We start from the raw sequence: 25,068 nt of genomic DNA on the forward strand, positions 1-25,068 counted from the left end.
CACAAATTCTAATATACAAATAATGCAGCTTTGAAGTCGGTAATAATCGTTTGTATAAAACAAAAAAGAGCTTCCCGAATTGGAAAGCTCTTTTATATCTATAAGGGATGATGATTACATCATTCCACCCATGCCACCGCCCATTGGAGGACCGCCAGCACCTACTGGGTTATCTTCTGGTTCATCAGCAAGTACACACTCTGTAGTCAATAACATAGAAGCTACTGAAGCAGCATTCTCTAAAGCCACACGTGATACTTTTGTAGGATCGATAACACCTGCAGAGATCAAGTTCTCAAACTTGTCTGTACGAGCATTGTATCCATAATCCGCTGTTCCTTCTTTCACTTTTTGAACGATTACAGCTCCTTCAATACCTGCGTTTGCACAGATTTGACGCAATGGCTCTTCAATAGCACGTTTGATGATATCGATACCGATTTGCTCATCTTCGTTTTCACCTTTTAAGTTAACCAAAGCTTCTGTCGAGCGGATGAAAGCTACACCACCACCTGCAACGATTCCTTCTTCCACTGCAGCACGAGTTGCATGAAGTGCATCATCAACGCGGTCTTTCTTTTCTTTCATCTCTACTTCCGAAGCAGCACCAACGTAAAGAACAGCAACACCACCCGATAATTTCGCTAAACGCTCTTGCAATTTCTCGCGATCGTAATCAGAAGTTGTAGTTTCAATTTGTGAACGGATTTGTGCAACACGCGCTTTAATGTCTTCAACATTTCCAGCACCATTGATAATAGTTGTGTTGTCTTTATCAACAACTACTTTCTCAGCTTGTCCTAAATACGATAATTCAGCATTTTCCAATTTGAAACCTCTCTCTTCAGAAATTACTGTACCACCAGTTAAGATTGCGATATCTTCTAACATTGCTTTACGACGGTCACCGAATCCTGGCGCCTTAACAGCAGCAACTTTCAGTGAACCACGGATTTTGTTCACTACTAATGTAGCTAAAGCTTCTCCGTCTAGATCTTCTGCAATGATCAATAATGGTTTTCCAGTTTGAACTTGTTTTTCCAAGATTGGCAACAATTCTTTCATGTTGCTGATTTTCTTGTCGTAGATCAAAATGTAAGGGCTTTCTAATTCCGCTTCCATTTTATCCGAGTTAGTTACGAAATATGGAGATAAATACCCTCTGTCAAATTGCATACCTTCAACTGTTTTTACTTCAGTCTCAGTACCTTTTGCTTCTTCAACAGTGATTACTCCGTCGTTTCCAACTTTTTCCATTGCTTCAGCGATCAATGAACCGATAATCTCATCATTGTTTGCAGAAATTGAAGCAACTTGTTTGATTTTATTATTGTCAGCTCCTACTACTTGCGATTGAGATTTTAAGTTCTCAACAACGGCAGCAACAGCTTTGTCAATACCACGTTTTAAATCCATTGGATTTGCACCAGCAGCTACAGACTTAATACCTGGAGCTACGATAGCTTGAGCTAAAACAGTAGCAGTAGTTGTTCCGTCACCCGCTTGGTCAGCAGTCTTAGATGCAACTTCTTTAACCATTTGTGCTCCCATATTTTCTAAAGCATCTTTCAATTCGATTTCTTTCGCAACTGAAACACCATCTTTAGTGATTGCTGGAGAACCGAATTTCTTCTCAATGATTACGTTACGACCTTTTGGACCTAAGGTAACTTTTACTGCATTTGCAAGTGTGTCAACACCTTTTTTCAGGGCGTCACGCGCTTCTACATTATATTTTACTTGTTTTGCCATTTTTTTTGAAATTGAATCTTAGGAATTAGGTTTTTCAATAGATCTCAAACCCAAAACCTACTGTGTTTTTAATATTTATCGTTGATTTTTAATTACAGTACTGCGTAAATATCAGCCTCACGCATAATTAAATATTCCTTACCCTCATAGGTAATCTCTGTTCCTGAATATTTCCCGTATAATACTTTATCGCCTACTTTTACAGTTAATGGTTCTTCAGGCTTGCCAGCTCCAACAGCTACAACTGTTCCTTGGGATGGTTTTTCTTTCGCTGTGTCAGGAATATAGATACCTGATGCTGTCTTTTCTTCTGCTGGAGCAGGTTCAACTAGGATTCTGTCTCCGATAGGTTTAATACTTAATGCCATAATTGTATATCAATTTTTATTTTTTTTAAGATTACGTAACTCAAAGGCATCACTAACTATGCCAATTGAAATTAAGCAGAATATTTTGCCATTTTTGCATTAACTGTCATTTTTCATGTCAGTTAACCATCATCTTAATGTCATCATGACACCAATTACCGAATCCAACCCTAAAAGCTTGAAAACAAGAAACCCCGTCTAATTCTAGACAGGGTTCTATTTCTTTAGCTATTCAGCTTGATTACTTCGTCGTATCAGTAGGAGCTGGAGTTTGAGTCGTTCCTGTTGGTGCTCCTGTTGCAGGAGTCGCCGTAGGATTAAGATTCAAGTTAGGGGCTGTAACTGGCGCCTCAATTTGATCTCCCAAACCACCTCTGTTTGATGATGATGGACCAATAATATTTATTGCAATACAAAAAACCATTAAGGCAATCGCAAAAATCCAAGTTCCTTTTTCTAAAATATCACCTGTGCGTTGCACACCAATTAAATTAGCGCCACCAGAAAATCCTGAGGATAAACCACCCCCTTTAGGGTTCTGAATCAATACAAAAAACGCTAATAATAAGCTTGCTAGAATAATTAGGATAATAAATAATACGTCCATTTCTATATTTCAATTATAACTTTTGTTCAATCTCTTTAATTCGGGTCGCAAAGTACGATTTTTTTTCTGGATTCTCCGAAATTAATTTTCTAAATACCATGATCGCTTTTTCGTACATCCCCTGTGTCTCATAAATGTTCGCTAGGGTCTCTGTTACAACCTGTAATTGGTCCTCAGAACTGCTACGAGCCTTATTTTCCGTATTGATGGTTTCCGCCTTTGGAGGCTGGATCTGAGGCTCTTCACGAATGAATTTCTCAATCACCTCATCCATCTTCTCTGTGGATTTAAACTCTACCGTTTCTTTTCTATGCTTATCGCTAAGTTTATCTGATGGATCCTGCAAATGGAAGATATTCTCCCTAATCTGCTGATCCAATATAGCTTCATCTAATTTTTTAGGATCAAACTGCCCTTTTTGTTGCTTCGGTAAAACTGGCGATGAAAAAGGTTGATAGGTATCTGCATGTTCCAATCTTGTCTTATACAACCACCACCTAAAACTATAGGGCATCAATTCATCATTGTACAGACTGATATCTTCTTCTGGGCTCTTTTTATTTTCTTCTTCCTTTGTGGTGATAATTTCTTCCGATTCAGATGAAACTGGCTCTTCTACTTCTAATGCTGTTTCTTCTTCTCCTGAATATTCCCTTTCTATATCATATCCAGCAGCAAATTCAAAAGCGGGCTCCTCCTCTGTTGATTCTGATTCATCTTCTTCCTGCTCAATTAACTCATCTTCAACTCCGTCAAGGTCATTTGCTGGCTCCTCAATAGTTTGTTCGACATCAGGGATACTCTCCACATCAACTGCCTCTACCTCCGTTTCCTCAATCTGCTCTTCTCCTTCCAACTCTTCATATGCTATATAATCATCAGAATCGACTTCAAGCTCTGGGATAACCTCTACGGGTTTTTGAAGATAATCACGCAACCAGAATGGATTGTTGGCATAGATCAGAGTCCGCTGCTTATCAATGCTTTGTCCTTCCAAAAACTTCTTCCGTTCAAAGGCATATATTATAGGCTGGGAATATGGATACTTAGTCAGGAGTTGCTCAAAATCAGCAACACTAACTTCCATTGGGTTTTCCAGTGCTTTTCTAAAAATATATACTTGATCCATGTGATTCAAAGGCTCTTGTTTTACCAGTTATTAAATGCGCGGTTAAATACATCTTCAGTCAACATCTTAACAATCTCTTGGTTCAAGGTCATCTCCTGGTTATTTACTTGCCCTCTAAATTCCTTGAATTGTGTAAAAGATTCCTCAAAGTCACTTTCCCCTGTCTCATCCTTCCTATTCACGTATTTCACCTTAACCGTAATTGAAAGTCGGTTCAAAGCTGCCAAATCCGTTCCAGCTTCAACTGCCGCAGGGGTAATGGCATAGTTGGTGATCACCCCGGAAAAGATTGCATCTCCATCTTGGTTCACTTGACTTAGCTTAGACTGGGTCCTGATACGCTCTTTCAACCCTTCCGTAAAGGTCTGGCTCAAAGTAGCAGATACAAATGGCGAAATATTCTCAAATATCTCCACCGAATAGGTTTTCATGTTCTCGGGAATTGACCCTCCACTCAAACTATATTTAACTCCGCAACCATTAAATGTAAATATTACTATAGCAGCAATAATAAATGTAATGAAATTGCCTTTATTCTTAAAATTGGACATATTAATCTAAGTTCAAATCCTTAATCTTCCTATAAAGAGTACGCTCAGAAATACCTAGCTCCTGTGCCGCTGCTTTACGTTTGCCTTTATGCTTCTTGAGCGCTTTCTTGATCAAATCAGACTCCTTATCAAGTAATGATAATGATTCTTCCACCTCTTCCACGTCTTGGGTATCATACAAATAATCATTCGCATTCCCGTTCGGTTGATTTGGATTATGGATGGTAATTGTTGGATTTGGATTGACCGGATAGTCTTCATTTCCAATTGCCGCAGAACTTGGTCTAATCTCCTGATATAATTGATTGATATATGGAGAGTTTTGATCCATCGTCCCTTGATTAAAACCTTTCTGCATCAACTCAACCACCAACTTCTTCAGATCCACCATATCCTTCTTCATATCAAATAGAACCTTGTACAACAGATCTCTTTCTGAGTAATTCTCCTTCGACTGGTCCTTTAAAGGCATCGGCAAGGTAGTACTTTGGGTTTCTACAGGAAGATAATGACTCAAAATCTGGGCATTGACCAACCTTTCCTTCTCTAGAACGGCAATCTGCTCCGCAATATTCTTTAATTGCCTCACATTTCCTGGCCAACTATAGTTACGCAACATTTCTTGCGCATCCTCAGTAAGCTGAATACCTGGAGAGCGATATTTATCTGAAAAATCCACCACGAACTTTCTAAATAAAAGGACAATATCTTCCTTACGCTCCCGCAATGCTGGAATGCGCAATGGAACAGTGTTCAATCTATAGTATAGATCTTCCCTAAATTTCCCCTTCTTTACCGCTTCATAAACATCAACATTCGTCGCAGCAACTACGCGAACATTGGTTTTTTGAACCTTGGATGATCCAACACGGATATATTCTCCTGACTCCAATACCCTTAACAAACGCGCTTGGGTACCTAACGGTAATTCACCAACCTCATCCAAGAAAATGGTACCACCATCAACAACTTCGAAATATCCTTTCCTTGCTTCATGAGCTCCTGTAAAGGATCCTTTCTCATGGCCAAACAATTCTGAATCAATAGTTCCCTCTGGAATCGCACCACAGTTTACCGCGATAAACGGACCATGCTTGCGTCCAGATAATTGATGGATGATATGTGAAAACACTTCTTTACCAGAACCACTTTCACCTTGAATCAAAACCGAGATATCGGTAGGTGCTACCTGACGTGCAATATCGATCGCACGATTTAGTAATGGAGAATTCCCAATAATCCCAAACCTGCTCTTAATATCTTGATGATCCATTATTAATTTTTAGTGTTTGATATTAATCAACTATTTTACCGATCAATGTTGCAGATGTACAGCTTTCGCCCAGTACATTGACATAATCGCCAACTTTAAAGCGCTCATCAACCGGAAATACAACCATGGTATTTTGATCGTTTCTTCCACAGAAATCTTTATCAGAACGCTTGGAAGTACCTTCGATTAATACTTTATGTACTTTTCCTACAAATTTCTCAATTCTATATAAGCTATGCTCACGTTGTAAATCTACAACCTCAGTCAACCTGCGTTTTTTAACTTCCTCAGGAATATCGTCCTCATAGCGCTTAGCTGCTAATGTACCTGGACGTTCTGAATATGCAAACATATAGGCGTAATCATATTTTACATATTTCATCATGGAAAGAGTTTCTTGATGCTCTTCCTCAGTTTCTGTACAGAAACCAGTGATTACATCTGTAGAAATTCCACATTCCGGAATAATACGACGAATGGCATCAACCCTGTTAATATACCACTCGCGATCATAGGTTCTGTTCATCAACTCCAATACTCTGCTGTTTCCAGACTGTACCGGTAAATGGATATAATTACAGATGTTCTCGTACTTTGCCATAGTGTACAATACTTCATCTGTAATATCTTTAGGATGCGAAGTAGAGAACCTGATTCTTAATTCAGGGCTTACTTGAGCAACCAATTCCAATAATTGTGCGAAGTTTACAGTAGGCTTAGCCTCTTCACCTTCTGCCACTGCTGGAGTATATTTATAGGAGTCTACATTCTGTCCCAATAAGGTCACTTCCTTGTAGCCAGCATTAAATAAGTCCTGCGCTTCTTTTACAATAGAGACAACATCACGACTTCTTTCTCTACCTCTGGTAAATGGAACTACACAGAACGAACACATATTGTCACATCCACGCATAATGGAAATGAAGGCCGAAATACCATTCGAGTTTAGACGAACCGGACTGATATCTGCATAAGTTTCCTCTCTAGAAAGCAATACATTCACAGCACGACCTCCTTCATCAACCTTTTCGATCAAATTAGGAAGATCACGATATGCATCAGGCCCAACAACAACATCCACCAACTTCTCCTCTTCCAAGAATTTAGCCTTCAAACGCTCCGCCATACAGCCTAACACACCGACAACCATCCCTGGGTTCTTAGCTTTAGCTGATTCAAACTCCTTCAATCTGTTTCTCACTCGCTGTTCAGCATTCTCACGGATCGAACAGGTATTGATAAATACGACATCGGCATCTTTAAAATCCTTCGTTGTCTCAAAACCCTTATCCATTAAGATGGATGCTACAATCTCACTGTCAGAAAAATTCATCTGACACCCGTAACTTTCTATATATAATTTACGCCCAGTGGATTTCCCTGTAGGCAGCATATCTAAAGCCTCGCCTTGACGAGATTCATCATGCGTTTTTGTTGTATGCGATAACTCTAACATAGTCAATTTTCAAAGACTACAAAGTTAGTAATTATCTATTAAACAAATGACAGTTTGTCAGCAGTTGAGGAAAATTTAACTAAAATTTCCAGCTAACCCTTCCCATTATTACTTCAGAAACCCATAAAAAAAGGGCGTCAATTTTCTTGACACCCTTTTCTAATTATTTTTAACAGTCTTATTGACCTGCTTCTCTTTTAGCTTCTTCTTGCATTTTCTTACTTGCAACAATAACGATCTCAACACGACGGTTTTCTGCTCTTCCTGCCTCAGTATCGTTTGATGCAATTGGCTCAGCGAAGTTTTTACCTTCTGTTTTGATACGGCTACCTGCTAAACCTTGAGAAACTGCGAATGATTTTACAGATGCTGCACGTCCATCAGAAACTTTTTGGTTTGCTTGTAATGTACCTATGTTATCTGTATGACCTAACACTAAGATTTCAGTATCTGGTTCTTTATTCAAGGTCTCAACTAATTTTGCAATGTTTTCTTTCGCCGATGGTTTCAAAGCTGTACTATTGAAATCAAACAAAATACCAGAGTCAAATTTTACCAAAATACCTTCACCAGCTTGCTCAACTTCAGCACCGGCTACTGTATTTTCGATCTCTTTGGCTTGTTTGTCCATTTTCTTACCGATCAATGTACCTGCAGCTCCACCGATTACAGCTCCAGCGATCGCTCCAACTGCTGTGTTACCTGCTTTACTACCAATTAATGCTCCAAGAGCACCACCAGATGCTGTACCGATTACGGCTCCTTTTGTTGTGTTACTACTATTTTGAATTGTTGAACAGCTAGCAAATAACATCGCTGATGTAGCTACTGTCAATCCATAAACCGCTAGTCTTTTATTCATTTTCATAATCAAATTGTTTATCTTTTATACTAAATAATTTATTGTCAATTTATAATCAACGTATTTGCAAAGCCAATGCCAAAAGCATTTTTATTGCTTTTGCAAGTTGCAACATATTAATTATCAGTATCTTATTTTTCTTGAACTGGAATATCCAACTTCGGTAAACGTTGTGATTTTGGGCGTCCTTGAGCATTCCAAGTCTTAAATGATGAATTAATGTAATTCATCAGGTCATACTGACCCCAGCGCGATGCTGTAGCATAAGACGGCCTATAGATATCCATAAAAGATTGTAATTCCTCCCCATCCAGGTGAGTGAGCTTGGCAACGATGGTTTTATTGAAAATACGGTCAACTTTAGTCTCTTCAAGCTCTTGGTTCATGAACTTCTCAAAACGCTTAGCATTTTTGGCTTCCTTACCAAAGAGATTATACAATGCGGTTGCTGGGCTAGAGACATAGGTGCCAAATTTATTATGCCCACCATTATACACTCCTTTGCTCTCGTAATCGTTCATCATCTCCTTCATCTCCATCTCCTTGGTACTACGCGTCACAACGACGGTCTCAATCCGGTTCCCCGCCTGCAAATCCACTAAAACATCTTCTAAGGTGTTAATCCTGGTTTTTATCGGTCCATATCCAACTTTACTGATGGAAATCGTATCACCAACATTTACTTCGATACTGAAAACACCGTAAGAATTACTCCTTACGATCTGTTTGGTCCTCTGATTGACCACATTCGCATCACTAATCCTAGTGCTTGTCCCCTTTTCTAGAACCAATCCAGAAATTATGTTATCCTGTTCCTGGGCATGTGCAGCTAGCGCCAGGAAAAAGAATGCACATAGTAGGGCAATATATTTTACTTTATTATACATCCAATTTTAAAGGTAATAATACTTTTGACTAGGAAATGTTAAAAAGTTTTAAATCACTATGTATTATATGGATAGAAAACAAAGTTTGCCCCTTCAGGAACCACCACAAACAAACACATAAAATCATTTGCCGACTTGAAATTCCTTTCGAAATATTCCTTCTTGTCTTCCTTAATGATTCCACGATCAACAAATTCTTCTAATGAACTTGCTTGAATGCTCCATTGTGTATTTAGCTCATCCCTGTCTAAGATCATCTCACCCAGATCAACCTTCAATTGATGGGCGACAAAAATAGGATACAAGGTATAGCCTTCTGCCATCATTTCAGCAGAAACCTCTTGGATAGATTCTTTATAAAAATCCAAGTCTTTCTTCAAGCTTACTAATGGACTCTGTCCTTTCTTCGGTTTTCCTTCTTCCTCGGGCCCTTTATTTAATAGATCCTGTAAATCCATTTATTTTTTCAATTTTAACAATACCACATTCTCAACATGTTGTGTATGAGGGAACATATCAACCGGTTTTATCCGTACCACCTCATACTTACTCGTTAAGCTTTCCAAATCACGTGCCTGAGTTGCAGCATTACAACTTACATAGACTACTTTATCACTTTCCATTTCCAATATCCTATCCACGACGTCCGCATGCATGCCCGCTCGTGGAGGATCTGTGATGACTACATCCGGCTTGCCATGTTCCTTGATAAAATCAGCAGTTAACACATCCTTCATGTCACCAGCATAAAACTTGGTGTTATGGATTCCATTGGTCTCCGAATTGATCTTAGCATCTTCAATAGCTGAGGGAACATATTCCACTCCTACAACCTCACGCGCCGATCTAGCAACAAAATTCGCAATAGTACCTGCTCCTGTATATAGGTCATAAACCAGCTCATCGCCTTTGAGGTCAGCAAAGTCCCGGGTAATCTTATATAATTCGTATGCTTGTCTAGAATTCGTTTGATAGAAAGATTTAGGTCCAACCTTAAATTTAAGCCCTTCCATTTCCTCATAGATAAAATCACGTCCTGAGTAAACATGGATATCCTGATCAAAAATGGTATCATTCCTTTTTTGATTGATGATATATAATAAGGAGGTGATTTCAGGAAATTTGTCTTTAATAAAGGACATCAATAAGTCCACCTGTCCTTCTTCAGGATAAGCAAAAACCACGATTACCATTAATTCACCAGTGGAAGAAGTTCTGATGATTAAATTCCGAAGAGACCCTTCATGGTCTCTCAGGTCATAGAATGAAAAAAAGTTGTCCTTAGCAAATTCAAAAATGCTGTTCCTGATATAGTTAGAAGGTTCTTGCTGTAAATAGCAATGATCAATGGTCAAGATCTTATCAAACCTACCAGGTACATGGAAACCCAAAGCATCCATAGAATCCCCCAGTTCAACCTCATCAAGGCTAGTTAACCACCGTTTATTGGAAAAAGTATATTCAAGCTTATTTCTATAATATTCAGTCTGAGCCGAACCTAAAATAGGCTCCATGCCAGAAACATCAACTTTTCCGATTCTGGACAGGGCATTTCCTACATACTGTTCTTTGAATTTCAATTGAGATTCATAGGTCATATGCTGCCATTTACACCCCCCACATATTCCAAAATGAGAACAGAAAGGATCTATCCTATATTCAGAAGCCTTTTTTACCTCAGAAATCTTACCCTCTGCAAAATTCTTCTTCTTGCGAATCAATTCAACATCCACAACATCTCCAGGCACTGCCCGCTCAATAAATAACACTAAATTATCATGCTTGGCAACTCCCTTGCCCTCTTCCGCAATGTCGATAATTTCAACATCCGTAATAAATTTCTTTTCCTGAGGTATTCTTCTTCCCATATTGGCGCAAAAATACGCAAAAATTTAATAGCAGAATGATTTTTGATTTTGTTCAACATCTCGCCGGAAAGTCGACAATACTGTAGGCCTTATTGCATAAGCCCGCCCCATACAAACATAATTTATATCACCTTCTGAGCTGTTTCTTCTTTTAAGAAAATTTTGTCACTGCTAGCAGAGCGAACGAAAGTTGTCTTATTGTCTAATATCTAAAGCCTCTCTCTTAGACTCCAAAAGCGTAGCTTCTACCAGATACGGCAGGATTTCTTTCTGGAAGGAAATAAAATTCTTACGAACATCAGCCTCGGAGACTGCGGTGAACGCGAAGGAAAACACAATATTTTTAGAGGTTTTAATAAGGAAGGTCAATCGTTCTTCGGGGATCATATTGGCAATGGTTTCATTCTGCATAAACGAGCGCAGCAAAAGAAACTCAAGGTCATCCGAAAGGAGTTTAAGGTATTCCTGGGCATTGACAGACTCCCGGATAAATTCCCAACCTACAAACTCATTACAAACCGTATAGGTCACACGGCTCACCCTCAAAATAGTATTGGCAAGGAATAGAGCCAGATCTTTCTCATTTACGTTCTTGTTCAAGATATCATATACATTGTCTTGTATATAATCCATCAGAACCTCATGCAATATCAACTCTTTACTTGCGAAATATTTATAGAAGGTTGCTTTAGCTATGGAAGCATTTTTCGCCAGCTCATTAACACTGGTTTTATTATAGCCATATTTTCTAAATAGATCTCTTGCAGATTTCTTTATTGCTATAACTACTTTGTCTTCCATGAAGCTGTTTTTTTGAATTTGGGATTCAACTTATTTTATAATGTTCCACCTAAGGCTATTAGAACCTTGGGTGGAACACAAACCAATTGGTTTAAATAATTTCTGTTTCAAACTGAGATAAGAAACGAACATCGTTTTCAGAGAACAAACGTAAGTCTCTGATCTCATACTTCAAGTTCGTAATCCTTTCGATACCCATACCAAAAGCAAAACCTGAATATTTTTTACTGTCGATTCCGCAATTATCCAAGACGTTAGGATCTACCATACCACAACCAAGGATCTCAACCCAACCCGAGTACTTACACATCTGGCAGCCTGCACCTTTACAGATTGTACAAGAAATATCCATTTCTGCGGAAGGCTCTGTAAATGGAAAATAGGATGGACGGAATCTTACCTTAGTATCTTCTCCGTACAATTCTTTCACAAAGTGATATAATGTCTGCTTCAAATCAGCAAATGATACATTCTCATCCACGTACAATCCTTCGATCTGGTGGAAGAAACAATGCGCTCTAGCCGAAATTGCTTCGTTGCGATATACTCTTCCAGGCATGATTGCACGGAAAGGAGGTTGCCCTGCTTCCATCAAACGCACCTGAACCGACGAGGTATGCGTGCGCAATACGACATCATTCCCATCCTGTTTCTTGATAAAGAAAGTATCCTGCATATCTCTTGCGGGATGCTCTGGAGCAAAGTTCAACGCCGAGAAGTTATGCCAATCATCTTCAATCTCATTTCCTTCAGCAACAACAAAACCTAACTTCTTGAAAATCTCAACGATCTCTTTTCTGACAAGAGAAAGTGGATGTCTAGATCCCAATGTAAAACCAGGACCTGGTAAGGTTAAATCTCCTTCAGGATTTGCCGACTGACCTTCAGATTGATCTGCAAATTGCTCTGATGCCTCTTTAAAAGTGTTTTCAGCGAACTGCTTGAATTCATTCAATACTTTTCCTAAAACCCTCTTCTCATCGGAAGACACGGTTTTGAACTCCTCAAACAAGTTTTTAACGATGCCTTTTGACACCAAAAACTTTAATCTAAATGCTTCAACATCTTGGGCTGAACTTGGCGCAAATGCCTTTATCTCTTCAGTATACTGCGTTATCTTATCTTGCAACATGTGTCAAAGATACAGCAATTTTAAAAAATAAATGAAATGGTACAATATTTAATTAGGTAGATTAAAATGGTAGACCATCACTATCGTCGTCATTCTCTGTAAAGTCGACGGCTTGTTCCTTTGGTTCACTGCTGGAGGTTGCTCCACTCGCGGCACTCTGTTGTGGGCTTTGCGGTTCAAAATCTGATCGCCTTCCCAATAAATTAAAACTCTCTGCTACGATCTCTGTCGTATAGCGACGGATACCCTCTTTATCTTCATATGAACGCGTCCTCAATTTCCCCTCAATATAGACTAATTTTCCTTTACTGAGGTACTTTACAGCAACATCTGCAAGCCCGCGCCACAATACGATATTGTGCCATTCGGTCTGCTCTACACGACGGCCATCCTTGTTGAAAGTCTCCGATGTCGCCAATGGAAAACTAGCAACACTTACATTTCCTTCTAAATAGCGGATTTCTGGGTCTTTTCCAAGATGACCAACTAAAATAACTTTATTTACTCCCGACATACAATAATTTAGGATTTAGTGAGCACTAAAAATAATGTTCCACAAAGGAACTAATCAGTTTATGTTTAGCTAATGTATCTAATTTTTCTAATAAAAAATAATTCCAAAAACTTTTTTTGGCCAATTCCCCATTATCCATATCAAGGCTATAAAATCGGGCAAAAATATTCTGATGGCTTAAAATATGCTTGACTTGCCCTTTTATCATCTTTGGTACATTTTCCCCAAAATTAATCCTGTACTCTTCCAATTGTACCAATTCTGCTACATTCAATTCTCGGTCACTCTCTATCATCGGAAACTCAAACAAGTTCGCCCAGACATCTCCCTCGGATCGTTGAGACATCAAGATCGACCCTTCTTTTTCAATTATAAAGTAATGAAAATACCTATCTCTACTTTTTTTACCTTTTAATTTAACTGGTAATTTATCAACTAAGCCTTCTTCGTAGGCTTTGCAATCCAACCTCATAACGCATTCTTCACAATTTGGACTCTTAGGTTTGCATTGAAGAGCACCAAAATCCATAATGGCTTGGTTATATTCTCCCGGGTGATCCTGATCCAACATCTCTTGAGCTAATTTAGAGAAAAGCTTTTTCCCCGAACTACTATTGATTGGCTCATCAATTCCAAAATATCGGGATAAAACCCTAAAGACATTCCCATCCAAAACAGCGTAGCCTTGGTTGCTTGAAAATGATGAAATTGCAGCAGCAGTATATTCCCCAACACCTGGTAAGGCTAAAAGCGACTGATAATCAGTCGGAAACTCCCCTTTATGCCTGTCCAAGACCTGTTTACTGGCCTTATGCATATTCCTTGCCCTTGAATAATAACCTAAGCCCTGCCATAATCTTAAAATCTCAGGCTCTTCAGCTTCCGCAAACTTTGTTACATTCGGATAGTTTTCTAAAAATTTAAAAAAATAGGGCATGCCCTGTTCGACCCTCGTCTGTTGAAGGATAATTTCTGATAACCAAATTACATAGGGATTCTTGGTCTCACGCCATGGTAGAGCTCTTTTATGCTTAGCATACCATGTTAAGATTCGTTCCGAAAATGACATAATACAAAGATGATAATTTTAGCCCTCCCTATTCCTTAAAAAGTTATAAAATGTTAAAATTCATTGCTATTATTTTAACATCTTCTATTTTTACGCCCGGCTAACATAAAGTGGGAGAGTAAAATACTATGACAAAAAAGAAGACTGCCGTTGAAATTCTAGACTCAAACGGCGATTCGAATTTGAAGATTCAGATTCCAACTATTGTTTTGAAAAATTGGAAATATATCCTAGCTGGAGGAATCTTCTGCATCTGCTTGATATGTGCAACGATTGTATATGTTGCCACTAAAACGACAAGCGACCATTACGAAGAACAATTGACTAAGAAGATTGAAGCACTTGAAAAAGCAAAGCAATCTTTGGCCTTGGAAGAAGCGACCAACCAACTTAGCACTGTTCAAATTCAAAAATCCTTCGATGCTATCGATAGTGCAGTAAACCAAATTAATGCCAAAATGCGCAGAAGAGGTTTAAAAGAGTTCGCACCTAAGCTTAAAAACGCTGGTGGACCCGTAGAAGAAGAAGTTAATCTACCTGAACTGATCAAGTACTACGAAGCTACTGTCAAGAAACTGGACAAAAAATTAGAAGGCGTTCCTTTGGGAACTCCACATAACGGTAGGATCACTTCAAGATTCGGATACCGTAGAAACCCTTTTACCAACCGTGGCATTGAAATGCACTCTGGAATTGACATCAGTGGTAGAACTGGTGAACCCATCACAGCTACTGCAGCAGGAAAAGTTGTTTATGCAGGCTATAAAGGCCAATATGGCAAAGTGGTAATCGTAGAGCATACCAATGGTTGGGAAACAAGATATGCTCACCTTTCAAGCACAAAAGTTAAAAAAGGTGAAAAGGTAGAAGCCGGACAACAAATTGGAAGACTAGGCAGTACCGGTAGATCAACTGGACCTCATCTTCATTATGAGCTATTGAGTTTCGGTAGAAAAATAAACCCTGAAAAAACATTGATCTTCAACTAAAAGATCATAACCTATACAAAAGGCTTTCTATTAAGAATAGGAAGCTTTTTTTTCTATAGCTCCTTTAGAAAGGATTGCAATATCTTTTTAAATTGATCCGGACAAGCATAATGTAAATTATGGCTGTCACAATCAAATACCGTTAGCTGGATTAGATTTGGATGTAGGTTTTTCAGGTCATTATTCCCTTTTCTCATATCAAATAGATCATCCTCTCCTCTTTCTTCAATAATTAAGAGAGGAACATGCAATTCAGCATAAATGCTCAAGGGATCAATATTCACCATCGACCTTGCATATTTACTGATGGATTCTGGCGAATTTAATACCTGCGAGTAATGGAGGCTATCCTGCATATTCATATACTCATTTAATCCTTTATAAAAAATCCATTGCTTTCCTTGCTGCTTCATAAAACCAAAGGATTGCCAAATTGAATCCGAATCTTCAATTGATTTTATATTCTTATATGTTTCAAAATCTGAACTATAGGCTTCAAATAACAACTTTCTTAAATCTTCAGAAACTTCGACTGACAGCAGGAATTCCTCCAGTTTATCTGTCCCCATTTCATTAAAAATACGCTTAAAAGAAACTGAACCACCTTCTTCGAGGATTATAGCTTCCACCTTTTCGGGATATTGCTGATAGAAGGCTGTGGCAAGATAAGCTCCTCTTGAAAACCCAGCAATAACCGCCTTTGTGGCATTCTCCTGCTCCAATAGAAGTGCAAGATCATCTGCAAAGTCCCAGAAATCTAAATCCTTCGTTGGAATATCAGTTAACCCATGCCCATAATGATCAACAGATAAGACTTTATAGCCTTCCTTAACCAAATCTTCAGCAAAGGGATAAAAATCATAGGCAGATAATAGACTGCCCGGCAACCATATAAAGATCTTTCCTTCTTGGTCGCCCCATTTTAAATAAGAAATTTTGTGATTTTTAGTCTGAATAAACTTTCTATGCTGGGATTCAAAGGATTGAAACCTTGCTTTGTCCTTTTGGTATTCTTTATAGATGACAGCATCATGCTCTTGAGAATAAACAGGAATTCCCAGTAACAAACCAAGAAATAAAAGAAGAATACGAGGCATAGAAATTAGCTAAGTGAATTCCTCTCAAAAATAACAGCTTGATCGGAATAACTTACTTTTTATCAAATAATCTTGGCACAATTAACTGTCCATCTAAATAATCTACTCCGTCCAACTTTACTTGATAGGTAGTCTCTAGTGCAGAGATCCTTTCTTTAGGATCATCAGCAATTAATTCTTTCAGTTTTCCTTCGTTCATCAGAAAATGCCGATCTCCATACAGCAATGCCAAGTTTGGATCATGCATAATACAGATAACCGTTGTGCCATTTTTTACCAAGCGCTTTAAGTGATCCAAAACTGCCACTTGATAATGTAGGTCCAAGTGATTGGTTGGTTCATCCAATAATAGTATTGAAGGCTCCTGCAAAAGAACCCTGCACAATAGTATTAATTGCCGCTCGCCCCCAGAAAGTGAAGTATAAGGCTTATCCCTGAGATGGATCAAACCGAATGATTCTAAGGCAGCATCAACTAGGGCCTTATCTTGTATAGTAGGTGAAAATTTAGAGAATGCTGCCCTACCGGTCAATAATACATCCAATACCTTAAATGGAAAGGTACTATGATGAAATTGCGGCATAAATCCTATCCTAACCTTGGCGTTTTGATGAGGCTTGATTTTTTTCCGCTCTATCCCTGCAAATACAACCTCCCCTTTATATTCCCTTTCCATACCTGAAAGAATATTAAAAAGCGTTGATTTCCCCGACCCATTTCTACCTAGGATAACACTGAACTCTCCAGATCGGAATTCAGCATAAAGATCCTTCAGAACCTGTTGTCCCGAAAAACCAAATGTCAATCCGTTTATCTTTATCAACTCTTCCATTAGTTCCAGTTTACAGCGTTCTTCCGCATCAGGTAGATAAATAAAGGTGCGCCCAATAACATCGTAAATACTCCAATAGGTATTTCAAAAGGCATTAAGGTTCTGGATAGATCATCAATTAACAATAAAAACGAACCCCCAATACTAATATTTGCAAAGACACCAATTTGATTGTTCGGACCAAAGATAATTCTGGTGATATGTGGAACGATCAACCCAAACAGACTGATCATACCTACAGCAGAAACTGAAGCTGCAGTAATCATGGTTGCCAAACCAATCATCAAGAGCTTCATTCCTTTGGGATTTACACCCACTGCCATCGACTCCTCATCACCCAACGCCAATAGATTCAACCTCCAACGGAATATGATGATCAACAAGATCCCTCCAACAATGGGCAAGAATGAACTATTTAGTTTGGCCCAAGAAGCAGTATGCAGATTTCCCATGGTCCATTGCACGATAGCTTGCAATTTATAAGGGTCGCTCATATATTGCAGCACCGTTAAAAAGGCCGTAAAAACACCAGAAATTATCATCCCTGACAAAACCATGGTGATCAATGTCGTTCTGGTCTTTGAATAGGATACCAAATAGGTAATCCCTACCGCCAAAACACCAAATAAAAAAGCCGAAAATGTAATGGAAAAGAAGGATACCAACATAGATAGTGCCGCTCCAAATGCTGCCCCAGAGGAAATCCCAAGTGAAAAAGGATCCACAATAGGGTTCCTAAAAATTGCTTGCAATACCGCTCCGGAGACTGCTAAAGCTGCCCCAACCAAAAAGGTCAATAAGATCCTCGGCAATCTAACTTGCCATAGAATAGTAGCCATATTCTCATTGACAGCGGCGCTATTTCCAGTGGGTTGAAGTGCCGCAACGATATGATTGTACAGCTCCCCAATACCAAGCATCCCTGAACTACCCCAAGCCAAAGACAATAGAACAAGAAATACAGGAACTAAAAAAAGTAAGACAATCTTCAACCGCTTGATCATTCCATTTTATATTTGCAAAAGCTTCAAATCAACCTTAAATAAAGTTCCCGAAGGCCTTCAATGCTGTATTTGGCAATAATTTCATTTCCTCTAAAACCACCTGATCTTCATATTTCTCCTTCAATGCCTGAAATAATCTTGCATCATAAGAGACAGCGATTCTTTGATCTGAAACTTGAAAGATTGGAAGATGTCGATTTCCAACATCATAGCAGAACTTTCCAATCGTATGGATAGAGTCCGAAGTCAAAAGGATACAAAGACACTCTTTAATGCGTATGCGAATGCTGACACCCTCATCTTGATAGATAACCTGTCCATCCTGCAAGGTCAGCTTTTCAGTCCATTGAATTTTTACAGGAACACCTAAAACCGTCTTCCTCTTCAAATAAGTTCTATTGACCTCGTACCATTCTAATTCCAGAAAATCAACCTCATTCTGCTGGACAACTAAATCCTGAGGTAATTTTTCAATGAAGATCATTAGACAACCTGCACGATAGCTTTCTTTTCAGAAACTTTATTCTTTAACCAATCACACCACTCATCCAACCCTTCGCCCTTCAAACTGCTGATGGATATCACTTCCAGATTAGGATTGACCTCCCTAGCATCCTTGGTTGCGGCTTCCACTGAAAAAGGCACATAGGGCAATAAATCAGCCTTGGATACCAACATCAATTCACTGGTCAAAAACATCCTTGGGTATTTCTTTGGCTTATCATCTCCTTCTGTTGCTGCCAATACCGTAACCCTATAATCTTCTCCCAAGTCAAATGCGGCAGGACAAACCAAATTTCCAACGTTTTCAATAAACAAAAGGTCTACATCGGTTAAATCGATATGGTCTAATGCCTGCAATATCATCTGTGCTTCGATATGGCACATCCCTCCTGTTACGATCTGAAGGGCATTGATGCCTACTTCACGCATACGAACCGCATCCCGCTCCGTTTCTGGATCACCAACCAACACCGCAATATTTAATTCTTTGCCCAATCGCTTGCCTGTCTCTTGCATCAAGGTAGTCTTTCCACTTCCGGGTGAAGAACAAACATTGATAACACATATATTGGGAATCCTATCACGAATGGCTTTGGCAACAAAATCATTCGCCTTCAATAAATTCAAAGAGGTATTATCACATTGTACAGAGCCTACTGGCATCTGATTACTTTTTGCTGTACGATTACTCATGTTCTTTCTTTTTAAATGTCACTTTACTAATTTTCAACTCCTCACCTTGCACTATTTTATCCGAGCCTTTTCCACATTCACAAACAAAGCGGTGGAACTTTACCTCAAATTCCTTACTGCAATCTTTACAGTAAGCTATGATTGGTAAAATTTCAACATCCAGTTCAACCTCGGCATATTCAGGAAACTCCTCTTTGTAGGCCTCGAAGGCATTATGGATCAGCACCGGCTGAATGTTACTTAATAAACCAGCTTGTATTTCTACCCCAACGATATCCCTGAATGTTTCTGGATATGCCTCTTCTAAGGTTTGGAAAATATCTTTGACAATCGATAGTTCGTGCATACTATTCCGCTATTACTTCTAGTTTCTTAATGCTTTTCCCTTTTTTGACAGCTTTCTTAACGCCATTCTTTTTAACTGCTTCTTTTAAAGTTGCATCTTGGATAAGCTTTTCTTCTACGGCTTCTACTTGAGGATATAGCTCTTCAATTTTATGCTTTGAAAACTCCCAACATAACTGCCCTAGCATCAACAGAAAATCATATAATAACTCCCCATTATTTCCCAATGCCCTAAAGATGACCACATCATCCGCCGCTTGGGTAAATCCGTAGGAAATGTCTTCATAATCCTGCTGCAAGATCTCATCCAGCTCAATTTTCAGGTCCGTGGCAAAGGAGCTTGAAAACAATAAGGTCGCTTGATGGGTATATCCCTCAAAAAACAACATCTTTTGAATAGGTTGCCTGCTTGGACTTAGAAACTGATTATCAATAAAAATGAGTTTATTATCCTTATAGATCTTCGTTAAGGAATGAAGTTGTGTAAATACAAAGGATTCCTTCATATGAACCCTTCCTGAACAGATTATATCTCCCCAAATCAACACCGATTCCTTATCCATATGGATTTCATTCTTGGCAAGAAATATCGATTCTTTAAAAGGAGTTATAGGGTGTGGGATATAATGAAACAATGCCTTTTTATCCAATTGGATCTGCGTTTCCTGGACCGCTCCTATTTTCATAGGATGGACTTTATTAAAGGATTGGGTAAACAATTTAAGTTCCGCTTCCTCTTTCACATGAACATCTATGGTCAATTTATCCTCATCCATGACACCGGGAGATGCACTCATAATGATCATTTCCAAATGTTCATGGAAGGTAGGCGAACCATAATAAGTCAACTTATAGGGAGCACTGTGGTAACTCTCCTTTAAAACAGTTTTCTGGTTCTCTTTCTCCGCATTTATCTTAATTGCACTATCCATAAAAACCGTATTTAATTCTCTAAAAGAGCATATTTCTTAATCCAATTCTTTACATCTTCCAAACCGTCCAAAGTCATCATATTGGTAAAAATAAACGGCCTATCGCCACGCATCTTTAATGTATCCTTTCTCATAACTTCCAGATCGGCATTGACATAAGGAGCCAAATCAATTTTATTGATCAACAACAGATCTGACCTCGTAATTCCAGGTCCACCTTTTCTAGGCATTTTCTCGCCTTCTGCCACATCCAATACAAAAATGGTGACATCCGCCAGATCAGGGCTGAAGGTAGCCGTTAGATTATCTCCACCACTTTCCACAAATATGATCTCAGCATCAGGAAATCGGGAGGCTAGATCCTCCACAGCTTCAATATTCATTGAAGCGTCCTCACGGATTGCTGTATGAGGACATCCCCCCGTTTCCACTCCCATGATGCGTTCAGCCGGTAAGGCTGAATTCTGTTGAAGATACATGGCATCTTCTTTTGTATAGATGTCATTGGTCACAACACAGATGCTGTAATCCTCAGACATTGACCTTGTCAATCTTTCAATCAATGCGGTTTTTCCAGAGCCAACAGGCCCTGCTACACCTATTTTTACGTAATTTCTTGCTGGCATATTTTTTTTATTTATGAAATGTAGATCCGGGTATATAATTTCTCATGTTGCATGCAACGTATATCCTGAGCTACACAACAATTCCCGACCAGATTTTCCTCTAGGTCAGCTTGCTTTTCAACCAATTCATTGATGAGTGGTTGAAGTTTAAATAAGATCTGTTGAGCATCCATTTGACTTATAGGCACAAGCTTGGCACAGTTCGTTACTATACCATTTAAGGAATTATAATAGAATGCACTCAATGCATCTTTATAATCAATCTTTTGTGCATGTGCATACATCGCAAACGCCATGGCATAATGCCCATGGTATTCATTTGCTTGGATCCCTTTCAAATAACTGCTGCATCGAGCCACAGGTTGTAGCTTTTCAGTTAGCTTCAGAAACCTAATCCCAAGTTTCTTGCTCGCATCCCTGATTTCAAATGGTGCCTTGTACGCTGTAATCAATGCATCTAATTCTGCGATTCTTTTCTTGGTAGCCCTAGATTCACATATCTCCCATGTCTTATGGAAGAAAGCGGCATCATTATAGTAAAAGCTGTACTCTAGCATGGAACTTGCGTATTCACGGGCGGTCTTGCTATCCTTGACGATTCCCTTAAAAATATAAGTTTCCAAACCATAGGAATGCGTAAATCCTCCGATCGGAAAAACCGAATCGTTAATTTGCATAAGGGTCAACAGTGGATTCATCTTAATCTTCCTTTACTAAAACTATTTTATTCTTAAAATTTGTTACTTGGTGCATCTTCAAAACATCTGTTTTTTCAATGACACGTTCTTCAACCATGGGCTGGAAACCCGCCCTCTTTAACTGATCAAACAGAGGCTTTTCATAAGCAGTTATTATCTCATTTCTATCATTGATAAAAATTGGAATATGCTTATTCCCGATTTCAAAACAGGCTATCGCCATTTCCTTGATCGATTGCGGCTCAAATACAATACAAGAGCAAGGCAATACCCGTACAACTATGCAAATTCCTTCCGCATCATATAGCACATCTCCATCTTCAAGTGCCACGGAATCCAGGTTCCTGAAGCCTAGTTCCTTCCCTGCAGTACTATATGCGCGGATAATCCTTTTTGTTGTATCAAACCATTCCAACTCTAAATATTCTATAGGATTTTGGAATGTTCCAGGGCTTGAATGGTGGATGTTGCCTTTTATTGCTCTTGATACCAGCATGATTACTTAAAACAAGAAATATCTTTGTGCCATTGGAATTTCACTAACCGGTTCACAGGTCGCTAAAACTCCATCAACAGTAACTTCATACGTATCTGGATTAACCACAATATTTGGAGTTGCACTATTATGGACCATATCTTTTTTCATAACAGTCCTACAATTTTTCACTGGCAAGTTCTTTCTGCTCAACTTCAACTTCTCCATATTTCCATTGTCAATAGAAATTTTGGAAACGAAATTATAGCATACAGAAGGCAATGCACGTCCGTAACTACCAAACATTGGTCTATACATGACCGGCTGTGGAGTAGGGATGGAACCATTGGCATCTCCCATTTTCGAACTTAAGATCATTCCTCCTTTGATGATCAATTCAGGCTTCACGCCAAACATGCTCGTTTTCCACAATACTAGATCGGCATATTTACCTTTCTCAATCGAACCGATATATTCATCTATACCATGTGCTTTCGCTGGGTTAATGGTGTATTTGGCGATATAACGTTTCACCCGGAAATTATCATTGTCCTTGCCTTTATCTTCTGCCAAGGGGCCACGCTGAACCTTCATCTTATGGGCTGTTTGGAAAGTTCTTGAAATCACTTCCCCAACTCGTCCCATAGCTTGACTGTCCGAACTCATGATGGAGAATACCCCCATATCTTGGAAGATATCCTCAGCGGCCATCGTTTGGGGACGGATCCGGGAATCGGCAAACGCTACGTCTTCCTTAATCTTTTTGTCCAAATGATGCACCGCCATTAGCATATCCAAATGCTCATCTACCGTATTTACCGTAAATGGCTTGGTCGGATTGGTGGATGCCGGAAGGATATTGGGATACATGGCAATCTTGATAATGTCTGGAGCATGCCCACCGCCGGCCCCTTCGGTATGGAAGGTATGGATTACACGTCCATTAATGGCAGCAACGGAATCCTCCAAGAAACCTGCTTCATTTAATGTGTCGGTGTGAATGGCAACTTGAACATCATATTTATCGGCTACTTTCAGCGAGGAATCAATAGTAGATGGAGTAGCACCCCAGTCCTCATGGATCTTTACGCCCAATGCGCCTGCTTCAATCTGCTCCTCAATTGGCTTCATTGTGGAAACATTTCCTTTTCCAAAGAATCCAACATTGACAGGGATGTTCTCAAATGCTTCAAACATCTTTTCCAAGTACCATTTCCCTGGTGTAACTGTTGTAGCATTGGTACCATCAGCGGGTCCAGTTCCACCTCCAATAAATGTCGTTACACCACTGTACAATGCAGTTTCAACCTGTTGAGGACTGATAAAGTGAATATGCGTATCGATTCCACCAGCAGTAAGGATCATACCTGCACCACTGTGGACTTCGGTGGATGCACCGATCACCATGCCTTCAGTCACCCCAGCTTGAATATCTGGATTACCCGCTTTTCCAACTCCCACGATTTTTCCATCCTTAATACCCACATCGCCTTTTACAATTCCCCAATGATCAATGATGATGGCATTGGTAATTACAAAATCCAAGACTCCTCCATCACGCAAGGCACGTGCAGATTGTCCCATTCCATCACGGATGGTTTTACCGCCACCAAATTTGTTTTCCTCACCATATACATTGAAATCTTTTTCGATTTCGATGAATAGTTCGGTATCAGCCAACCTAACCTTATCTCCGGTAGTCGGACCAAAAAGCGAGGCATACTTATCCCTAGGGATATGTAGTACACCATCTATGTATTTAACCGATGATTTATCGATTCCTAATTTTTCCAATCCAAGTGCATCCAAACGCATTGCTGCAGTACCAGCGGTTGTCAATCCAACCACTTTGATCCACTCTCTTCTATTCCATGTTCCCATTATTACGCTGTTTTATGTTATTTGGAATTCCTGTATTTTAGTTCTTTAATTTTCGCCATGGCTGCCGATTTCACCTTGGCATCTGTCACTTTCCCATTGGTCAGACCATTGAATCCATGGACCTCTTTATTGCCACCAATCTCCACTAGAATGACCTTCTTCTCCTCTCCGGGTTCAAATCGGATTGCAGTACTGGCAGGAATGTTCAATCGCATCCCAAAGGCTTTTTCCCTATCGAAAGATAAAAACTTATTGACTTCAAAAAAATGATAATGTGACCCAATCTGAATAGGTCGATCGCCTTCATTCTTTACAGAGATATCCACGGTTTTGTGCCCGTCATTGGCAATGATCTCTTCCTTTTTTAATATGTATTCTCCTGGAACCATCTTCTTTATTTTTAAAGGTTAACGAATTGGATTATTTACGGTAACTAGTTTTGTCCCATCGGGAAAAGTTACCTCAACCTGAATATCATAGATCATCTCTGGGACACCTTCCATCACTTGGCTTTTTGTCAATAGCTTAGTACCAAACTCCATTAAATCCGCAACAGATTTCTTTCCTACTCGTGCCTCTTCCACAACTTGTGAACTGATATACGCTATGCTTTCTGGGTAATTTAACTTGACCCCTTTCTGGAGTCTTTTTGCAGCTAGCTCTCCGGCTAGATACAACATCAACTTTTCAGTCTCTCTCGGTGTTAATCGCATATGTTATTTG

At 39.2% G+C, this 25,068-nt stretch carries 29 protein-coding genes; 1 reads left to right on the forward strand and 28 read right to left on the reverse strand.

The window, feature by feature from the left end:
• Window positions 1–114: 114 nt before the first annotated feature.
• From groL to mutY, 15 genes are all read right to left on the reverse strand, one after another.
• On the reverse strand, window positions 115–1,752 hold the full coding sequence (groL, locus tag CKW03_RS17995) for a chaperonin GroEL (protein ID WP_093099223.1): 1,638 nt from the start codon (window positions 1,750–1,752) through the stop codon (window positions 115–117).
• 92 nt (window positions 1,753–1,844) lie between these two features.
• On the reverse strand, window positions 1,845–2,120 hold the full coding sequence (locus tag CKW03_RS18000; protein WP_093099225.1) for a co-chaperone GroES: 276 nt from the start codon (window positions 2,118–2,120) through the stop codon (window positions 1,845–1,847).
• A 241-nt stretch (window positions 2,121–2,361) separates the two neighbouring features.
• Complete coding sequence (secG, locus tag CKW03_RS18005) at window positions 2,362–2,727, reverse strand: preprotein translocase subunit SecG (RefSeq protein WP_093099226.1); 366 nt, start codon at window positions 2,725–2,727, stop codon at window positions 2,362–2,364.
• A gap of 13 nt (window positions 2,728–2,740) precedes the next feature.
• Complete coding sequence (locus CKW03_RS18010; RefSeq protein ID WP_093099228.1) at window positions 2,741–3,856, reverse strand: hypothetical protein; 1,116 nt, start codon at window positions 3,854–3,856, stop codon at window positions 2,741–2,743.
• 20 nt (window positions 3,857–3,876) lie between these two features.
• Window positions 3,877–4,287, reverse strand: coding sequence for an LptE family protein (locus tag CKW03_RS18015; RefSeq protein ID WP_236736529.1), 411 nt, complete (start codon window positions 4,285–4,287; stop codon window positions 3,877–3,879).
• A 121-nt stretch (window positions 4,288–4,408) separates the two neighbouring features.
• Window positions 4,409–5,680, reverse strand: coding sequence for a sigma 54-interacting transcriptional regulator (locus CKW03_RS18020; protein ID WP_093099232.1), 1,272 nt, complete (start codon window positions 5,678–5,680; stop codon window positions 4,409–4,411).
• A gap of 22 nt (window positions 5,681–5,702) precedes the next feature.
• Window positions 5,703–7,136, reverse strand: a complete 1,434-nt coding sequence (gene miaB, locus CKW03_RS18025; RefSeq protein WP_093099234.1) for a tRNA (N6-isopentenyl adenosine(37)-C2)-methylthiotransferase MiaB — start codon at window positions 7,134–7,136, stop codon at window positions 5,703–5,705.
• 178 nt (window positions 7,137–7,314) lie between these two features.
• A complete protein-coding gene (locus tag CKW03_RS18030) occupies window positions 7,315–8,004 on the reverse strand; it encodes a YiaD family glycine zipper/OmpA-like lipoprotein (RefSeq protein ID WP_307724189.1) in 690 nt (229 codons plus the stop codon).
• Window positions 8,005–8,129: 125 nt separating this feature from the next.
• Entirely contained in the window at window positions 8,130–8,885 is a 756-nt protein-coding gene (locus CKW03_RS18035; RefSeq protein WP_093099238.1) for a hypothetical protein, read from the reverse strand.
• 56 nt (window positions 8,886–8,941) lie between these two features.
• Window positions 8,942–9,343, reverse strand: a complete 402-nt coding sequence (locus CKW03_RS18040) for a hypothetical protein (protein WP_093099240.1) — start codon at window positions 9,341–9,343, stop codon at window positions 8,942–8,944.
• Window positions 9,344–10,753, reverse strand: coding sequence for a 23S rRNA (uracil(1939)-C(5))-methyltransferase RlmD (gene rlmD, locus CKW03_RS18045; protein ID WP_093099241.1), 1,410 nt, complete (start codon window positions 10,751–10,753; stop codon window positions 9,344–9,346). It lies immediately after the preceding gene.
• 195 nt (window positions 10,754–10,948) lie between these two features.
• Window positions 10,949–11,554, reverse strand: coding sequence for a TetR/AcrR family transcriptional regulator (locus CKW03_RS18050; RefSeq protein WP_093099243.1), 606 nt, complete (start codon window positions 11,552–11,554; stop codon window positions 10,949–10,951).
• Between the two features lie 91 nt (window positions 11,555–11,645).
• Window positions 11,646–12,686 carry a phenylalanine--tRNA ligase subunit alpha gene (gene pheS / locus CKW03_RS18055; RefSeq protein WP_093099244.1) on the reverse strand — a complete coding sequence of 347 codons (1,041 nt, stop codon included), beginning with the start codon at window positions 12,684–12,686 and terminating at the stop codon, window positions 11,646–11,648.
• 61 nt (window positions 12,687–12,747) lie between these two features.
• Complete coding sequence (locus tag CKW03_RS18060; RefSeq protein ID WP_093099246.1) at window positions 12,748–13,200, reverse strand: single-stranded DNA-binding protein; 453 nt, start codon at window positions 13,198–13,200, stop codon at window positions 12,748–12,750.
• 25 nt (window positions 13,201–13,225) lie between these two features.
• Complete coding sequence (gene mutY, locus CKW03_RS18065; RefSeq protein ID WP_093099247.1) at window positions 13,226–14,269, reverse strand: A/G-specific adenine glycosylase; 1,044 nt, start codon at window positions 14,267–14,269, stop codon at window positions 13,226–13,228.
• A 128-nt stretch (window positions 14,270–14,397) separates the two neighbouring features.
• Here mutY and CKW03_RS18070 point away from each other — a divergent pair, with 128 nt between their 5' ends.
• Window positions 14,398–15,258 carry a M23 family metallopeptidase gene (locus tag CKW03_RS18070; RefSeq protein ID WP_093099249.1) on the forward strand — a complete coding sequence of 287 codons (861 nt, stop codon included), beginning with the start codon at window positions 14,398–14,400 and terminating at the stop codon, window positions 15,256–15,258.
• 53 nt (window positions 15,259–15,311) lie between these two features.
• Here the strand turns inward: CKW03_RS18070 and CKW03_RS18075 are convergent, their stop codons facing one another.
• From CKW03_RS18075 to ureA, 13 genes are read right to left on the reverse strand one after another with little or no spacing between them, the layout of a single operon-like run.
• Window positions 15,312–16,355 carry an alpha/beta fold hydrolase gene (locus tag CKW03_RS18075; protein WP_093099250.1) on the reverse strand — a complete coding sequence of 348 codons (1,044 nt, stop codon included), beginning with the start codon at window positions 16,353–16,355 and terminating at the stop codon, window positions 15,312–15,314.
• 52 nt (window positions 16,356–16,407) lie between these two features.
• Window positions 16,408–17,187, reverse strand: a complete 780-nt coding sequence (locus tag CKW03_RS18080) for an ABC transporter ATP-binding protein (RefSeq protein WP_093099252.1) — start codon at window positions 17,185–17,187, stop codon at window positions 16,408–16,410.
• A complete protein-coding gene (locus CKW03_RS18085; RefSeq protein WP_093099253.1) occupies window positions 17,187–18,191 on the reverse strand; it encodes a FecCD family ABC transporter permease in 1,005 nt (334 codons plus the stop codon). Before CKW03_RS18085 ends, CKW03_RS18080 begins: the two co-directional genes overlap by 1 nt.
• 34 nt (window positions 18,192–18,225) lie before the next feature.
• Window positions 18,226–18,675 carry an urease accessory protein UreE gene (locus CKW03_RS18090; protein ID WP_093099255.1) on the reverse strand — a complete coding sequence of 150 codons (450 nt, stop codon included), beginning with the start codon at window positions 18,673–18,675 and terminating at the stop codon, window positions 18,226–18,228.
• A complete protein-coding gene (hypB, locus tag CKW03_RS18095) occupies window positions 18,675–19,388 on the reverse strand; it encodes a hydrogenase nickel incorporation protein HypB (protein WP_169919022.1) in 714 nt (237 codons plus the stop codon). The genes CKW03_RS18090 and hypB overlap by 1 nt, the downstream gene beginning before the upstream one ends.
• Window positions 19,381–19,734, reverse strand: coding sequence for a hydrogenase maturation nickel metallochaperone HypA/HybF (locus CKW03_RS18100; RefSeq protein WP_093099256.1), 354 nt, complete (start codon window positions 19,732–19,734; stop codon window positions 19,381–19,383). Before CKW03_RS18100 ends, hypB begins: the two co-directional genes overlap by 8 nt.
• A gap of 1 nt (window position 19,735) precedes the next feature.
• On the reverse strand, window positions 19,736–20,665 hold the full coding sequence (locus CKW03_RS18105) for an urease accessory protein UreD (protein ID WP_093099258.1): 930 nt from the start codon (window positions 20,663–20,665) through the stop codon (window positions 19,736–19,738).
• An 11-nt stretch (window positions 20,666–20,676) separates the two neighbouring features.
• Window positions 20,677–21,291: an urease accessory protein UreG gene (gene ureG, locus CKW03_RS18110; RefSeq protein ID WP_093099259.1), complete on the reverse strand. Its 615-nt coding sequence runs from the start codon at window positions 21,289–21,291 to the stop codon at window positions 20,677–20,679.
• Window positions 21,292–21,302: 11 nt separating this feature from the next.
• Window positions 21,303–21,968 (reverse strand): urease accessory protein UreF, encoded by a 666-nt coding sequence (locus CKW03_RS18115; RefSeq protein WP_236736530.1) that lies wholly within the window; start codon window positions 21,966–21,968, stop codon window positions 21,303–21,305.
• A 22-nt stretch (window positions 21,969–21,990) separates the two neighbouring features.
• Window positions 21,991–22,485, reverse strand: a complete 495-nt coding sequence (locus CKW03_RS18120) for an urease accessory protein UreE (protein WP_093099262.1) — start codon at window positions 22,483–22,485, stop codon at window positions 21,991–21,993.
• Between the two features lie 6 nt (window positions 22,486–22,491).
• Window positions 22,492–24,345: an urease subunit alpha gene (gene ureC / locus CKW03_RS18125; RefSeq protein WP_093099264.1), complete on the reverse strand. Its 1,854-nt coding sequence runs from the start codon at window positions 24,343–24,345 to the stop codon at window positions 22,492–22,494.
• A gap of 17 nt (window positions 24,346–24,362) precedes the next feature.
• Window positions 24,363–24,734: an urease subunit beta gene (gene ureB / locus CKW03_RS20805; RefSeq protein ID WP_093099265.1), complete on the reverse strand. Its 372-nt coding sequence runs from the start codon at window positions 24,732–24,734 to the stop codon at window positions 24,363–24,365.
• Window positions 24,735–24,752: 18 nt separating this feature from the next.
• Window positions 24,753–25,058, reverse strand: coding sequence for an urease subunit gamma (ureA, locus tag CKW03_RS20810; RefSeq protein WP_093099266.1), 306 nt, complete (start codon window positions 25,056–25,058; stop codon window positions 24,753–24,755).
• Window positions 25,059–25,068: the final 10 nt, after the last annotated feature.

The sequence above is a fragment of the Sphingobacterium mizutaii genome, assembly GCF_900187125.1.
Classification (GTDB): domain Bacteria; phylum Bacteroidota; class Bacteroidia; order Sphingobacteriales; family Sphingobacteriaceae; genus Sphingobacterium; species Sphingobacterium mizutaii.

What these genes read in the sequence shown, in the direction of transcription:
- mutY (WP_093099247.1), bottom strand. Translation starts at nt 14,269, where the DNA reads ATGTCATTTTCGGAACGAATCTTAACATGGTATGCTAAGCATAAAAGA.
- groL (WP_093099223.1), bottom strand. Translation starts at nt 1,752, where the DNA reads ATGGCAAAACAAGTAAAATATAATGTAGAAGCGCGTGACGCCCTGAAA.
- ureA (WP_093099266.1), bottom strand. Translation starts at nt 25,058, where the DNA reads ATGCGATTAACACCGAGAGAGACTGAAAAGTTGATGTTGTATCTAGCC.
- CKW03_RS18050 (WP_093099243.1), bottom strand. Translation starts at nt 11,554, where the DNA reads ATGGAAGACAAAGTAGTTATAGCAATAAAGAAATCTGCAAGAGATCTA.
- ureB (WP_093099265.1), bottom strand. Translation starts at nt 24,734, where the DNA reads ATGGTTCCAGGAGAATACATATTAAAAAAGGAAGAGATCATTGCCAAT.
- CKW03_RS18085 (WP_093099253.1), bottom strand. Translation starts at nt 18,191, where the DNA reads ATGATCAAGCGGTTGAAGATTGTCTTACTTTTTTTAGTTCCTGTATTT.
- ureG (WP_093099259.1), bottom strand. Translation starts at nt 21,291, where the DNA reads ATGCCAGCAAGAAATTACGTAAAAATAGGTGTAGCAGGGCCTGTTGGC.
- rlmD (WP_093099241.1), bottom strand. Translation starts at nt 10,753, where the DNA reads ATGGGAAGAAGAATACCTCAGGAAAAGAAATTTATTACGGATGTTGAA.
- CKW03_RS18000 (WP_093099225.1), bottom strand. Translation starts at nt 2,120, where the DNA reads ATGGCATTAAGTATTAAACCTATCGGAGACAGAATCCTAGTTGAACCT.
- CKW03_RS18115 (WP_236736530.1), bottom strand. Translation starts at nt 21,968, where the DNA reads ATGCAAATTAACGATTCGGTTTTTCCGATCGGAGGATTTACGCATTCC.
- secG (WP_093099226.1), bottom strand. Translation starts at nt 2,727, where the DNA reads ATGGACGTATTATTTATTATCCTAATTATTCTAGCAAGCTTATTATTA.
- CKW03_RS18010 (WP_093099228.1), bottom strand. Translation starts at nt 3,856, where the DNA reads ATGGATCAAGTATATATTTTTAGAAAAGCACTGGAAAACCCAATGGAA.
- CKW03_RS18075 (WP_093099250.1), bottom strand. Translation starts at nt 16,355, where the DNA reads ATGCCTCGTATTCTTCTTTTATTTCTTGGTTTGTTACTGGGAATTCCT.
- CKW03_RS18060 (WP_093099246.1), bottom strand. Translation starts at nt 13,200, where the DNA reads ATGTCGGGAGTAAATAAAGTTATTTTAGTTGGTCATCTTGGAAAAGAC.
- CKW03_RS18015 (WP_236736529.1), bottom strand. Translation starts at nt 4,287, where the DNA reads ATGAAAACCTATTCGGTGGAGATATTTGAGAATATTTCGCCATTTGTA.
- CKW03_RS18030 (WP_307724189.1), bottom strand. Translation starts at nt 8,004, where the DNA reads ATGAAAATGAATAAAAGACTAGCGGTTTATGGATTGACAGTAGCTACA.
- CKW03_RS18070 (WP_093099249.1), top strand. Translation starts at nt 14,398, where the DNA reads ATGACAAAAAAGAAGACTGCCGTTGAAATTCTAGACTCAAACGGCGAT.
- CKW03_RS18105 (WP_093099258.1), bottom strand. Translation starts at nt 20,665, where the DNA reads ATGGATAGTGCAATTAAGATAAATGCGGAGAAAGAGAACCAGAAAACT.
- ureC (WP_093099264.1), bottom strand. Translation starts at nt 24,345, where the DNA reads ATGGGAACATGGAATAGAAGAGAGTGGATCAAAGTGGTTGGATTGACA.
- CKW03_RS18100 (WP_093099256.1), bottom strand. Translation starts at nt 19,734, where the DNA reads ATGCACGAACTATCGATTGTCAAAGATATTTTCCAAACCTTAGAAGAG.
- hypB (WP_169919022.1), bottom strand. Translation starts at nt 19,388, where the DNA reads ATGAGTAATCGTACAGCAAAAAGTAATCAGATGCCAGTAGGCTCTGTA.
- CKW03_RS18090 (WP_093099255.1), bottom strand. Translation starts at nt 18,675, where the DNA reads ATGATCTTCATTGAAAAATTACCTCAGGATTTAGTTGTCCAGCAGAAT.
- pheS (WP_093099244.1), bottom strand. Translation starts at nt 12,686, where the DNA reads ATGTTGCAAGATAAGATAACGCAGTATACTGAAGAGATAAAGGCATTT.
- miaB (WP_093099234.1), bottom strand. Translation starts at nt 7,136, where the DNA reads ATGTTAGAGTTATCGCATACAACAAAAACGCATGATGAATCTCGTCAA.
- CKW03_RS18020 (WP_093099232.1), bottom strand. Translation starts at nt 5,680, where the DNA reads ATGGATCATCAAGATATTAAGAGCAGGTTTGGGATTATTGGGAATTCT.
- CKW03_RS18035 (WP_093099238.1), bottom strand. Translation starts at nt 8,885, where the DNA reads ATGTATAATAAAGTAAAATATATTGCCCTACTATGTGCATTCTTTTTC.
- CKW03_RS18080 (WP_093099252.1), bottom strand. Translation starts at nt 17,187, where the DNA reads ATGGAAGAGTTGATAAAGATAAACGGATTGACATTTGGTTTTTCGGGA.
- CKW03_RS18120 (WP_093099262.1), bottom strand. Translation starts at nt 22,485, where the DNA reads ATGCTGGTATCAAGAGCAATAAAAGGCAACATCCACCATTCAAGCCCT.
- CKW03_RS18040 (WP_093099240.1), bottom strand. Translation starts at nt 9,343, where the DNA reads ATGGATTTACAGGATCTATTAAATAAAGGGCCCGAGGAAGAAGGAAAA.